This is a genomic window from Acinetobacter sp. LipI_15 (assembly GCF_058242865.1).
In genome coordinates, this window is record NZ_JBZAYN010000001.1 from 995,968 (window position 1) to 1,009,508 (window position 13,541).

General features: G+C 41.2%; 12 protein-coding genes and 1 pseudogene. 9 read left to right on the forward strand and 4 right to left on the reverse strand.

Translation table 11 applies throughout. From position 1 onward, the window contains the following. Window positions 1–83 precede the first annotated feature (83 nt). On the reverse strand, window positions 84–1,085 hold the full coding sequence (locus AC4CU0_RS04830; RefSeq protein WP_249706077.1) for a Tim44 domain-containing protein: 1,002 nt from the start codon (window positions 1,083–1,085) through the stop codon (window positions 84–86). A 123-nt stretch (window positions 1,086–1,208) separates the two neighbouring features. Continuing rightward, window positions 1,209–2,597 carry a DNA repair protein RadA gene (gene radA / locus AC4CU0_RS04835; protein ID WP_180026689.1) on the reverse strand — a complete coding sequence of 463 codons (1,389 nt, stop codon included), beginning with the start codon at window positions 2,595–2,597 and terminating at the stop codon, window positions 1,209–1,211. Between the two features lie 185 nt (window positions 2,598–2,782). Here radA and AC4CU0_RS04840 point away from each other — a divergent pair. After that, window positions 2,783–3,139 (forward strand): annotated as a pseudogene (locus AC4CU0_RS04840) (hypothetical protein); the annotation flags it as partial. Window positions 3,140–3,382: 243 nt separating this feature from the next. Here AC4CU0_RS04840 and AC4CU0_RS04845 read toward each other — a convergent pair. Next, window positions 3,383–4,744: an alanine/glycine:cation symporter family protein gene (locus AC4CU0_RS04845; RefSeq protein ID WP_490742590.1), complete on the reverse strand. Its 1,362-nt coding sequence runs from the start codon at window positions 4,742–4,744 to the stop codon at window positions 3,383–3,385. A gap of 332 nt (window positions 4,745–5,076) precedes the next feature. Here AC4CU0_RS04845 and AC4CU0_RS04850 point away from each other — a divergent pair, with 332 nt between their 5' ends. From AC4CU0_RS04850 to AC4CU0_RS04880, 7 genes are all read left to right on the forward strand, one after another. Continuing rightward, the gene (locus tag AC4CU0_RS04850; protein WP_078192075.1) at window positions 5,077–6,480 is read left to right on the forward strand and encodes an amino acid permease; all 1,404 of its coding nucleotides are present in this window, start codon (window positions 5,077–5,079) and stop codon (window positions 6,478–6,480) included. A gap of 344 nt (window positions 6,481–6,824) precedes the next feature. Further along, window positions 6,825–7,034 (forward strand): LPS translocon maturation chaperone LptM, encoded by a 210-nt coding sequence (gene lptM / locus AC4CU0_RS04855; protein ID WP_373685428.1) that lies wholly within the window; start codon window positions 6,825–6,827, stop codon window positions 7,032–7,034. Window positions 7,035–7,058: 24 nt separating this feature from the next. Continuing rightward, a complete protein-coding gene (lysA, locus tag AC4CU0_RS04860; RefSeq protein WP_180089065.1) occupies window positions 7,059–8,303 on the forward strand; it encodes a diaminopimelate decarboxylase in 1,245 nt (414 codons plus the stop codon). Between the two features lie 13 nt (window positions 8,304–8,316). Next, window positions 8,317–9,162, forward strand: coding sequence for a diaminopimelate epimerase (gene dapF / locus AC4CU0_RS04865; protein WP_111883917.1), 846 nt, complete (start codon window positions 8,317–8,319; stop codon window positions 9,160–9,162). Between the two features lie 84 nt (window positions 9,163–9,246). After that, window positions 9,247–10,080, forward strand: a complete 834-nt coding sequence (locus AC4CU0_RS04870) for an enhanced serine sensitivity protein SseB C-terminal domain-containing protein (protein ID WP_490742591.1) — start codon at window positions 9,247–9,249, stop codon at window positions 10,078–10,080. Between the two features lie 71 nt (window positions 10,081–10,151). After that, complete coding sequence (locus tag AC4CU0_RS04875) at window positions 10,152–11,075, forward strand: tyrosine recombinase XerC (RefSeq protein ID WP_180008330.1); 924 nt, start codon at window positions 10,152–10,154, stop codon at window positions 11,073–11,075. A gap of 279 nt (window positions 11,076–11,354) precedes the next feature. Further along, window positions 11,355–11,726 carry a hypothetical protein gene (locus tag AC4CU0_RS04880; RefSeq protein ID WP_490742592.1) on the forward strand — a complete coding sequence of 124 codons (372 nt, stop codon included), beginning with the start codon at window positions 11,355–11,357 and terminating at the stop codon, window positions 11,724–11,726. A gap of 501 nt (window positions 11,727–12,227) precedes the next feature. On the opposite strand, the gene AC4CU0_RS04885 is transcribed toward AC4CU0_RS04880, so the two are convergent. Then, window positions 12,228–12,722, reverse strand: a complete 495-nt coding sequence (locus tag AC4CU0_RS04885; protein ID WP_078190405.1) for an Lrp/AsnC family transcriptional regulator — start codon at window positions 12,720–12,722, stop codon at window positions 12,228–12,230. A gap of 113 nt (window positions 12,723–12,835) precedes the next feature. On the opposite strand from AC4CU0_RS04885, the gene AC4CU0_RS04890 reads away from it, so the two are divergent. Then, window positions 12,836–13,441 carry a LysE family translocator gene (locus tag AC4CU0_RS04890; protein WP_078190404.1) on the forward strand — a complete coding sequence of 202 codons (606 nt, stop codon included), beginning with the start codon at window positions 12,836–12,838 and terminating at the stop codon, window positions 13,439–13,441. Window positions 13,442–13,541: the final 100 nt, after the last annotated feature.

Consider the following 13,541-nt stretch of genomic DNA (forward strand, 5'->3'; position numbering starts at 1 on the left):
GATTTAAAAAGAGGGGAAATAAAGGCAAAAAAATAGCGACCGAAGTCGCTATTTTAGAATGCAAGAATGCTTAATTGTCTACATTATTGCTCTTGTTGAATGCCTGCAACTAACCAGTCTTGATCAGAACCCGCAGGTTTAACAAAATGCCATACTTCAGCAAAAGGCTGTGGCAGGCTATTTAAGTCTTCACTTACCGTACCTGTAAAACGCACACTTACAACGTATTGACCATTTTCGTTAGCAGAATCGACCACCATAGCATTTAAGTTAGAAAACTCAGCAACGTCTTCATCTTTATTCGCCATAATGTCGTTATACATAGACTGGTAAAGATCAGGCGTTAAGTAACGCTGAATTTCAGAAATGTTGCTTGCCGTATTCATCGATTGAATGTGGTTGAAACGCTGACGCGCAACACGTAAAAATGTTGCTGGTTCTGTACCATCAGGCAATTGATTACCGCTATTAGTATAAGCAGCACCAAAAGGCGCGTTCGTTGCTGCAGCTGCACCAAATGGAGCATTTGAAGCTGCTGAATTACCGCCTACAGAATTACCAAAAATATTCGTATTGTCATTGCCTGCACGAGGTGCAGCATTTTGTTGGCCAAACGGTGCATTGTTTGCACCGCTGTTTGGCGCATACGGATTGTTAGCGGCTAGTTTTTTTTTTGCGCCCATCTTACGGAAAATGAAGAAGGCAACAGCAGCGGCAAGTAAAATCCAGATCCAGCCTGGAATACCACCTTTCTCTTCCTGTTGTTGAGCTTGCGCTTCAGAAGCTGCTTGACCGTTATTGTCATCGGCCATCGCATTTGCAGCGACAGCACCAATAGCAGCACCAGCCACACCAGCAGCAACCATTCCGCCCACATTCGAGCCAGATTTTGCTGGAGCGCCAGCAGTTGCAGGCTGTTGAACAGGAGCAGATTGACGAGGTTGCTGATAAGACTGAGTTGGAGCAGCTTGACGGCTCATACCATGGCTTTTACCACCACCGGCACGTTTCGCTTCTGCAATCGGCGTTACCAAAAGGGCTGCTGTTAAAAGAGCAGTCATCAAACCACGCTGTCGAACTTCCATCAAATTTTCCTATATCTATATAAAGTTAAAATAGCCATCTAGTTATGCCGCCATTTGTACTGAATTTCAATAGAACATCGGTAAAAAATTGAAAATTCATTCAAAATAAACGATTCAACGTGACTAAGACTCATCGGTCAGCGTAATTGCCTGACTCAACGCCTCATGTAAACGTGCCACAGAAATAATCTCTACACCTGAAATGGGTTTTTGCGGTGCATTCCCACGCGGTAAAATAATGGTTTTAAAACCATGCTTAATGGCTTCTTTGAGTCGTTCTTGTCCATTGGGTACAGGGCGGATTTCGCCTGAAAGGCCGACTTCACCAAATACTGCCAAATGTTGTGGCAGGGCTTTAGCTCTTAAGCTAGAGGCACAAGCTAAAAGTACGGCAAGGTCAGAACCTGTTTCTGTGATTTTTAAACCACCCACGACATTGACATAGACATCTTGTCCAGCGGTTTGTACGCCACCATGACGGTGCATAACGGCTAAAAGCATGTTTAAACGGTTTTGTTCTAAACCTAAGGCCACGCGTCGAGGTTGTCCGTGCGCATCATCTACCAAAGCCTGAACTTCAACCAAAAGTGGACGTGTACCTTCACGGCTAATCATGACAATGGAACCCGGAATGGCTTCATCATAACGACTCAGGAAAATAGCGGATGGGTTTGATACCTCGCGCAGACCTTTATCGGTCATGCCAAATACACCAAGCTCGTTGACTGCACCAAAACGGTTTTTCACTGCACGAATCATACGGAAGCGCGAGTCAGACTGACCTTCAAAATACAAAACACAATCGACCATGTGCTCAAGCACGCGAGGGCCTGCCAAAGAACCTTCTTTCGTTACGTGACCGACAATAAACAGTGCAGTGCCACTATTTTTGGCAAAGCGAGTCAGGAGTGCAGCCGATTCACGAATTTGGGAAACACCGCCCGGCGCCGACTGGAGTGTCTCGGTGTATAGGGTTTGGATCGAATCTAAAATGGCAACGGCAGGGCGTTCATGTGCCAAAACTTCACAAATACGCTCGACACAGGTTTCGGCCATGACTTTGAGTTGATCGGTCGGCAAATCTAGGCGCTGGGCACGTAGAGCCACTTGAGACAAAGATTCCTCACCAGTGACATATAAGGCAGAACTTTTACTCGCCGCCATATAGGTTGCGGTTTGTAGCAAAATAGTGGATTTACCAATGCCGGGGTCACCACCAATCAGCACAACTGAACCTGTGACAAGTCCACCGCCGAGCACACGGTCAAATTCACCAATACCTGTTGCCATTCGAGTTTCATGCGAAACTGAAACTTGATTTAAGGTGGTCACAGCAGCAGCTTGACCTGCATAGCCACCGCCCATTTTCGGCTGTGCACGGTGTGTAACGGCGGGAGCAATACTGACTTCGACTAATGAATTCCATTCACCACATTCGGTACATTGACCGGCCCATTTGGGATGATCAGCACCACATTGTTCACATCGATAGACACTTTTTGCTTTCGCCATAATATTTACTGTGCACAAACTCAAATTGAGTCACAGCATAGCGGTGAATACATCGAAAAACCAAGTTTTTATCGCAAGAAATGACTGATGAAGGTCAATTGATGTCGTTTTATTTTCAATAGCTGCACTTTTACATAGTAAGCACTTTATAATAGCGCATTATATTTTTTGAAATGGGTCACCACATGACTGAACTATTACGACATATCGATGCCATCGCACGTGAAAAAAATCGTGATGTGTTATTTGTGCATTTTGAAGAATATGATCATCAACATCCTGAAAAAAATACGGTGCGTAATGATGTTATGCACTGGTTTGACCTGCAAAATATCGACTATTTCCCTTGTATGGGGCTAGAAGGTGAGTCTTTGATCGATAGCTATACAGGTGATTTATACCTTGACGTACCTTTTGATGAAAGCAGCCCTGCATATAAAACTCTCAGTGAATATCTTGAAGATGAACAAGGGAACATGAAAATTCAGGGGGTATTGTTCTTTTCTTTATCCTTGGAAATTGCCTTAGAAATCGAAGCGGATCTGATGGAAGCCAGTGCTGTAGATTCTGAATATGCTGAAAATGAGTTTGGTGACCAATTTGGCGAAGGCTTTATTGAAGATGCTGAGTCAGATCAAAAGGATGAATCCAATGAAAGCAACACGAAAAACGACAAATTTGATGATGGTCAAATTGGTACAATTCAATAAGTAAATATTGATTTTCAGTCCGAATAAAAAAGCCACGTGAATTCACGTGGCTTTTTGTTGAGCAGGATGGAGGGATTAGTACAACTCACCTGATTTACGACGTTCAATAAAATCTTTCGATTCTTTTACAATGATGCCTGAGAGCAATAACAGTGCAATACAGTTTGGTGCAGCCATCAAACCGTTAAAGGTATCGGCAAATAACCAAACGAGATCGAGTGTTACGACACAGCCGACAAAGACTGATGCGATGTAAATTAAGCGATAAATCAGTACTGACTTTTCACCTAAGAGGTATGTACAGCATTTTTCACCATAATAGCTCCAACCCAGAATGGTTGAATAAGCGAAGAAAATAATACCGAAAGTCACGACCCAACCACCGAAGCCAGGAAGTAGTTTGTCAAAAACACTAATCGTCAGTACGGCACCCGTTTGATCACCAAAGCTTTGTCCCGCCATGATGAAGCCCATCACCAGTACGATACCTGTAATTGAGCAAACAATGATGGTGTCTAAGAACGTACCTGTCATAGAGACAAGACCTTGACGTGCTGGGTGGTCAGTTTTTGCAGCCGCAGCGGCAATAGGTGCTGAGCCCATACCTGCTTCATTAGAGAATACACCACGTGCCACACCATAACGAATCGCAGCACCAATCGCACCACCCGCAGCAGCTTCGCCCGTAAATGCATAGCTAAAGATCATTTTTAGTGCAGGGATCACCAATTCAAGGTTGGTGAAAATAATGATTAAGCCACCCAATACATAACCTACCGCCATAATTGGAACAATAAATGAAGAGGCTTTAGAAATGGATTTGATGCCGCCTAAAATAACGAGGGCAGAGAATATGGTGATGACGATTGCAGTGGTGAGTGTGCTGATCCCTAAGCCGTTTTCCACAGCAAGCGCGACAGTGTTGGACTGTACTGAGCTACCAATACCAAAGGATGCCAAAGTACCAAATAGGGCAAATACCACTGCCAACCATTTCCACTTAGGCCCAAGTCCACGTTCGATGTAATACATCGGACCACCGTTCATTTCGCCATTTTCATTTTTATGACGAAACTTTACAGCGAGTACACCTTCACCATATTTGGTTGCCATACCAAAGAGCGCGGTTATCCACATCCAAAACACTGCGCCCGGACCACCGAGCACACAAGCGGTGGCTACACCGGCAATATTACCTGTACCAATGGTGGCTGAAAGTGCGGTCATGAGTGAGGCAAAATGTGAAATATCGCCATCATGTTGATCTGCTTTAGGATGCTTGCCAAAGACTTGTTTGAATGCGAAAGGCAACATGCGAAATTGCCAGAAAAGCAGTCGGAAGGTGAGGAATACACCTGTTCCAACAATGAGGACCAACATGTATGGGCCCCAGACCCATCCACTGAGTGTTTCCATGATATTTTGAATTTCTTGCATAGTATCTTCTTCTTATCGGCCCTGAGTGAGTGAATGCTACATTTTTGATATCTCTAGCAATTGATATGCCATTGTTAGAAACTTCCATGATTTTTGGCATAAATTTTTATCGTTGGTAAAATATTTTTTGCATAAAATTTAAGTTATTACAAGTAAATTGTTGTTTTATTGGTCGCTTTAAAATGTGAATTGGCGCTAAGATTTTTATATATAAGAAAAATAAATTAACTTTGTCACTTAATCCGAAAATATAGATGATGAAAAATAATTTTGTATTTTCTGAAATTTTTACGTTAATTTGTCGCAATTGGAACGCGAAGTTGAATTAAATAATGTCAAATGAAATTCATGGATCGCACGCTGATAGCGGCGATTTGAAACGAAGCTTGTCCAACCGACACCTGCAATTGATTGCGATTGGTGGTGCGATTGGTACAGGTTTATTTATGGGGTCAGGAAAGACCATCAGTTTAGCTGGTCCGTCCATCCTTATTATCTATATGATTATTGGTTTTATGGTTTTCCTCGTCATGCGTGCATTAGGCGAGTTATTACTATCAAATCTTGAATATAAATCTTTTATCGATTTTGCAACTGACTTAATCGGCCCGTGGGCAGGTTATTTTGTGGGTTGGACCTATTGGCTGTGCTGGATCACTATAGGGATTGCAGATTTATCGGCCATTATTTATTACCTGCAATTCTTTAATGGAGGTAACCCGTTCTCGCCGGAAGAAGGGGTGATGATCAGTGTTGCCGCCATTGTATTTATCATGGGTTTAAACCTTGTTACGGTTAAACTTTTTGGTGAGTTAGAGTTCTGGTTTGCACTGATTAAGATTATTGCAATCGTGGTGCTCATTGGTGTCGGTCTTTGGATGATCTTTACCGGTTTTACCTCATCGACAGGTGAAATCGCATCATTCACACATTTATGGTCACATGGTGGTCTATTCCCAACAGGAGTAACTGGCTTCTTGGCAGGTTTCCAGATCGCCATTTTTGCCTTTGTCGGCGTAGAACTCGTCGGTACTACGGCAGCAGAAACCAAAGATCCAGAACACAACTTGCCTAAAGCTGTGAACTCGATTCCGATTCGTATCATTATTTTCTATGTGCTTGCACTTGTGATTGTGATGTCCGTTACGCCATGGAATGCCATTGACCCAAGCATTTCACCATTCGTGAACTTGTTTAGCCAAGCCGGTATTGCTGCTGCTGCGATTATTATGAACTTGGTTGTGTTGTCATCAGTTATGTCATCGATGAATAGTGGTGTGTTCTCGACTTCACGTATGTTGTTTGGTTTATCTCGTGAAGAGCAAGGTCCAAAAGCGTTTGGCCGTCTAAACTCACGTGCAGTTCCGGCAAATGCGTTATATTTCTCGGCAGTTTGTTTGTTGTTAGGTGCTGCATTACAGTATTTCGTACCGAACACTGTTGAAGCCTTTACATTAGCAACCACACTTTCTACGATTTTATTTATCTGCGTATGGCTCATGATTATCTGGAGCTATATCGTTTACTATAAAACTCGTCCTGAGCTGCATGCGAAATCAACCTTTAAATTACCAGGTGGCTTATATACTTGCTGGCTTGTGATTATCTTCTTCATCGGCATGATTTATGTCTTGTCGCTAGAAGCAGATACCATGAAAGCGCTCATGGTGAGCCCAATTTGGTTCATCATTTTGATTATTGGTTATTTTGGTTTTTATAAGAAAAAGCACCATTAATTTACATTTTTGATCTGATGTAAAAACATAAATAGCTGCTCCTGAGGGGGCAGCTTTTTTATTTGGATATGGACTTATTTTAAGTTAAAACAGACTGTTTATTAGCGTTTCGATTTGTATTAAATAGCATTCAAATTGATATGCTATTTCAGTGAAATCAATAGCCTGATCGAGCTAGAAATAAAGACAAATAAGGATTGAAAATAGCACCATCAAAATTTGCTTAAATTTAGTGCAGAATGGCAAAAAGCTCACTTGGAATTACAGGGCTTTTCTTTTATCCGCGGGTTGATCACGTTATACTCGGAAAAATCTTTTCATTAGGTACGTTTATGTATCGTTTTATGAATTATAAAATTATTGTATTAGCAAGTGCTGTGCTGCTGACCGCTTGTGGTCAGTCTGGTGCATTGCATTTACCTTCAGATGCAAATGCAGATAAGCGCGCAAAATATCTGATTTATCTAGATACGCCGGCACAGCAAAAGCAGGAAAAACAAGCGGCTCCTGTTGCAACTGAATCGGAATCTTCAAATTCTAACCCTACACCTTAATGCTTTTATAGAAAGGATACTTTCATGAGTTTCACCCGTACGAATGGGGTATTGCATGCAGAGCAATGTTCTTTACAACAGCTTGCACAGCAATATGGCACACCGCTTTATGTTTATTCAAAAGCTACTTTTGAAAAGCATTATTCAGATATGGATCGTGCATTTAGCTTTATCGACCATCAAATTTGTTTTGCGGTAAAGTCAAACTCTAATCTTGCGGTGTTAAACGTACTTGCCAAGCAGGGCGCTGGTTTTGATATCGTGACGGGTGGTGAACTCGCACGTGTATTAAAAGCCGGTGGTGAAGCTTCTAAAATTGTATTCTCTGGTTTGGGTAAAACTGAAGCTGATATTCAAAAAGCGTTGGACGTAGGTATTGCATGTTTTAACGTGGAATCACATGCAGAGTTGGATCGAATCCAAAAAGTTGCTGCGGCAATGGGTAAGAAAGCACCGATTTCATTGCGTGTAAATCCAGATGTGGATGCCAAAACCCATCCTTATATCTCTACGGGTTTAAAAGAAAATAAATTCGGTATTCCTTCAGACAGCGTTTTTGACACCTATGCATATGCAGCGTCGTTGCCAAATCTTGAGATTATCGGGATTGATTGTCATATCGGCTCACAGTTGACTGAAACACAGCCTTTTGTTGATGCACTTGATCGTGTCATTGTGATGATCAATCAACTGAAAGAGATGGGTATTCAGCTAAAACACATCGATATCGGTGGTGGCTTAGGCGTAACGTACAAAGACGAAGTTCCGCCTACCGTTGAAGAATATGCTCAGGCAATGCGTCCAGCTTTAGAGAAATTAGGCCTTAAGGTATATATGGAGCCGGGGCGTAGTATTTCTGCAAATGCAGGTGTGTTGTTAACCAAAGTTGATTTGCTCAAACCGACCAATCATCGTAATTTTGCCATTATTGATGCCGCAATGAACGACTTAATCCGTCCTGCTTTATATGAAGCATGGATGGATATTCAGGAAGTAACGCCTCGTACTGATACAGAAAAGAAAGACTGGGATGTGGTTGGTGCGATTTGCGAAACCGGCGATTTCCTCGGTAAGCAACGTCAGTTGGCGATTCAAGAAAATGACGTGCTTGCAGTATTGGGTGCGGGTGCTTATGGTTTTGTCATGAGTTCAAACTACAACAGCCGCGGACGTGCTGCTGAAGTGATGGTTGATGGTGATCAGTCTCATTTGATTCGTGAGCGTGAAACCATCGAATCATTATGGGAACGTGAACGTTTATTGCCTTAAGGAGAAATTCGAGATGTTATTAGAATTTACCAAAATGCATGGCCTTGGCAATGACTTTATGGTGGTCGATCTGATTAGCCAACGGGCTTATTTAGATACAGTGACGATTCAGCGTTTGGCCGACCGTCATTTTGGTATTGGTTTTGATCAGCTTTTGATTGTAGAACCACCAGATTTACCCAACGTCGATTTTAAATACCGTATTTTTAATGCAGATGGTTCTGAAGTTGAACAATGCGGTAATGGCGTACGTTGTTTTGCGCGCTTTGTGCATGAACGTAAGTTGACCAGCAAAACCAAAATCAAAGTACAAACCAAGTCAGGTATCGTAGAGCCTGAATTAGGTGCAAATGGTTGGGTGCGCGTTAACATGGGTTATCCTCGCTTTTTGCCGCATGAAATTCCATTTATTGCGGAAGAGCCTGAAAACTTATACGACATTGCATTGGCGAATAATGAACAACTCACCATTGATGTGGTGAGTATGGGTAATCCGCATGCAGTGACGATCGTTCCTGATGTCATTACCGCAGACGTTGCTAAAATTGGTCCACAAGTCGAATCGCATGAGCGTTTTCCACAGCGAGTAAATGCTGGCTTTATGCAAATTGTGGATGAGAAACATGCACGCTTACGTGTATTTGAACGTGGTGTCGGTGAAACGATGGCCTGTGGTACAGGTGCTTGTGCAGCGGCAGTATCAGGTATGCGTCGTGGCTTATTAGCCAATTCGGTCGAAATAGAGTTGGCAGGTGGTAAGCTGCAAATTGAGTGGCAAGAAGGTGGTGTGGTCTGGATGACCGGACCAACCGCAACAGTTTACGAAGGACGCTTAGACTTAAGTTACTTCCAAGGTTAAACTCCAAGCCCTGATTCATTCAGGGCTTTTTTCACAAAATAAAAAGTGAATAAAAAATTATAATTCAATGGGATTGGAATCAACATGGAACAAATAAACGAAGAAATAAAAGAAGAAATCTTAGAGCAACTTTTTCATAAAGCCTTACATGAACCCGCGTATCGCCCAGAATTTTTAGCTCAGTTATTGGCAGCCAAAGTGTATTGTGTGGGAACAACAGGGGGACGTGATTCACACATTGCCGAAGATTTGATCTTGGATGAAGGCGACAGTATTCAATTGAAATCATGGGAAGATGAAACATATGATTGCGTCATCCCATTTTTTACGTCCTTGGAAAAAATGCGGTTGGCAATATCTGAAGAGGAGTCGTATATCCGGCTACCAACCAAGGCATTATTTGAAATGACCATGGGGGCAAGGCTTGTATTGAATCCACAATCACCTGATGCGACGAAGGACTTTGTACCAGAAGAAATTCAACATTTGCTGAACGGGCAGTATATTCAGCCCTCAGAAAACTATGAAGTTACGGAAGATACGGAAGTTTTAATTGGTCAGCCGGCGGAATATCCGCAGTTTATGATTGATCAATTAAGCATTTTTTTCGGCACAGAGCGTGTGGTAAAAGCTGCCTATTTAGCGCAAATGCTGAATCAAGCTCGAGATGATTCACCGACTTTGTTGATCGGATTAGATTTAGAAGCAGGATTATCTGAACAACAAATTCAAGAATTGCACAGTAAAATTGGTCGTATCACACAGGATAGTTTAAAAGAGCAATGCCCAGTGGATTTAATCCATGTCAATCCACACAGTGCGGATGGTGTAGAAGGGTATTTGCTTAATGAAACGCAAGCTTTTTACCAACGTGTTGATGGTAAGCCTAAGGGGTTCTTTGCTAGACTCTTTTCATAAAACAGATATGTAAGATCGCTTTAGAGAACGTACAACAACGCTAAAGCACATGTTGAAATGGGAGAAGACAGATGACGATGGATCAGAGTCAACTACTGACTATGTGGTTGAAGGAACGTGAAATTCAAAATCAGTCTAAACATACCTTGCAAGCGTATGAGCGCGATGTCAGTGATTTTCTCCAATTTTGTACAATACGCAACTTGCCACTGCATGATGTTGAAAAGTCAGATCTGCGTGAATTTGTTGCTCATAAAGTGGAACAGTTTCAGCTCAGTCCAAGTAGTTTGCAGCGCATGTTATCTTCGATTCGCCAATTTATGAAATGGGCAGAACAAGGGGATTATCTTAGTTTCAACCCCGCAGATGATTTTCAGCTCAAACGCCAATCACGTCCTTTACCTGGATTGGTCGATATTGAAACCATTAAACAAATCATGGAACAGCCTGAGCCAGAAAGTGAAACTCAACGGCAACTTTGGATACGTGATAAAGCGATTTTGGAGTTGCTATATTCAAGTGGTTTACGTTTGGCTGAAGTGCAGGGCTTAACCATTCGAGATATTGATTTTAATCGCCAACTGTTACGTATTACGGGTAAAGGCAATAAAACACGCATTGTACCTTTTGGTTCTAAAGCCAAAGAGGCTGTGATGCATTGGTTGCAATTATATCCTGCATGGCATGGTGATTTTGTCCCAGAAGCCCAAGTTTTTATCACCCAAAAAGGTAATCCACTCGGGGTAAGACAAATAGAAAATCGAGTTAAATTTCAAGCCCAACGTGCAGGTGTAAATGTTGATTTACATCCGCACTTATTGCGTCATTGCTTCGCCAGTCATATGTTGTCTAATAGCGGTGACTTGCGTGCTGTTCAAGAAATGTTGGGGCATAGTAATTTAACCACTACACAAATTTATACCCATGTGGATTTTGATCGATTGGCACAAGTGTATGATCAGGCCCATCCAAGGGCACAGCATAAAGATTCGTAACAATTGCAAAAACGACTTTGGTACTCAGTGGTCTAAATTTTGCTTAAATTCACAGGCTAGATTTCACATTTTGCATCCTAAAGTGGTCTACTTCATGAAAATTAAATAAGGATGTGAAAAAATATTGGTAAAATTGACCGACATTTTGAACTATTGTCGCATTATAAAAATTCAAATTATCGGGTATAAAAATTGTCCATTATTGAATTGACGTAAGTGCCGAAGTGAAATTCGCCATTTACTAAATTGCTGTACCGTTAAAAATATATAGGCCATACCATGATTTCAGATATTCAAGAAAAATATGACCAGTTAAATGGTCAGCAAAAAGAAATTTTTGCAGGATACGGCTTACGCCAGATCAAACACTTTGTTGAAATCAGTTTGCCTGAAGTAGAAGCTGTATTACCAGAAGGTTCACAGCTTCAAGGGATTAATGCCGATGGTAAAGTTCAGGCGTTTAATGCGGCGACGGGCCAATACTTTATTTGGATTTCGGATAAACAATGGCAGCTTACCAATAAAGCAACTGCTAAATTTGACAGTAAAGAAGATGCCCTCACCATTTGGCGTATTTTTGATTTGGCAAAGTATGAACTTATTGACCTAAGCCACATCCATCGTGACTTTTTGGAAAATCAGCCAGCCTAAACCATTGGTCAAATAAACAACTCATGGGCTATCTTCATTGGTTTTGGATGTTTAGCCCTTATATCACCCGCACCATGACATGTTGTGATGCTTATGAGCAGAGCGTTAAAGTGTCTACCTCGTTTGGTTTTAAGCTTTCAAATAAACATTTGAGATAAGCTAGTGGACGTCTTTGCAAAACTTATGATGCTAAACAAAATCTCTAAATGTAAACCCATTTTGCTGTTCAGTAATCAATTCGCTCAGTTTTGATAGCGAGAGCCTGTAAATCCAATCAGTCGTATTCTTGTTTAAGAAATTAAGCTCAAAGGCTCCTTAGATTGTGTTCGTTCATTTGCCGCAAATCATTATTTTTCTTTGCTTAAAATATAATGAAATACCGCATAGCTAGGTTTTTGCATTCGAGGCTGTGAATAACTGCGTTACTACGTGGTCATTCTTGTAGTATCAGCCTCGTCGTTTCTAGTGCTTGAGTTGCTCGTTGGCAGATCAATTGTTTGGTTACAAATCTTCTAACGGTAACTGGAAGCTTTGTTTGATGATTTGGCTAGGTAAATCAGTCTTTACACTAGTGATGCCATTTTTCTTGGTTAAGTGAGTAGACTGAAATTTGCGGTAACTTTCTAGGTCAGGAACTACAACTTTGAGCATTGCATCGCACTCACCCAAAATAATGTAGCACTCCATGACTTGAGGAAGTTCTTTCATCGCTTCGATAAAAGTATCGATGGTTTCAGCATCTTGCCCAGTCAACCAAATACGAGAGAATAAAATCAATTGAAAGCCAATCTTTTGTGGATCGACCACGGTGGTGTAATTCTGAATCACACCTGCTTCTTCGAGTAATTTGACCCGACGTAAACAAGAAGAAGGCGAGAGTCCGATTTCCTTGGCTAAGTCATTATTTTGCATGCGGCCATTATTTTGAAGTGCGCGAATGATATTTTTATCGATGCGATCTAGTTTAACTAGAATTGACTTAGAAGATGTCTTCATAAAATAGAATATAATTCTAAAAATAATATCTATTATAGAATATTTGATATCCTATTTTAAAGCGATTCAAACATACTAATTTCACTTTCAGGACATAGAAAGGGAAAATTGAATTGTCTGTATTTGCTTTGTTTGCCTTAACGGTAATTCCCCTTATTTTCACACCAGGACCTGATATGCTTTTTATCCTGTCACAAGTGATGGGTAAGGATGCAAAAGCAGGCATGATGGCAACAGTGGGGGTGTGCTCAGGTTATTTGGTTCACTCGATTTTAGTGGCATTGGGTATTGCTGCGATTATCGTGTCATTTCCACTACTGTTTGAAACAATCCGCTGGTTGGGGATTGCTTATCTTTTATATTTGGCAACGCATTTGCTGCGTTCAGTATTTAGCAGTAAAAAATTAAGTATTGAGAAAAAGTCAGCGTCCAACCCGATTAAAAAAGGCTTTTTTACGGCTTTACTGAACCCGAAAGGAATGTTGATATATTTTGCAATTTTGCCGCAATTTATCGATAAATCAGCGAATACTGTGAGCCAAGGTTTGATTTTGTCCTTCATTTTTATTGGGCTGATTTTTGTGGTGTATTGTAGTTTGAGTGTGGTCTTTGCACGTATTACACAAAAAACGGAAATTGATGAACGCAAACAAAAGTGGATCGATGGTACATCAGGTGGTTTATTGGCTCTTGCTGCGACGTGGTTAATTGCCAATTAAAACAGCAAATGTAAATTGAGATAAATGCCTTAACTAAAACCTTCGTGAAAGCGGAGGTTTTTTATATGTGCTGAATATCGACAGATATTAAGAATAAGAA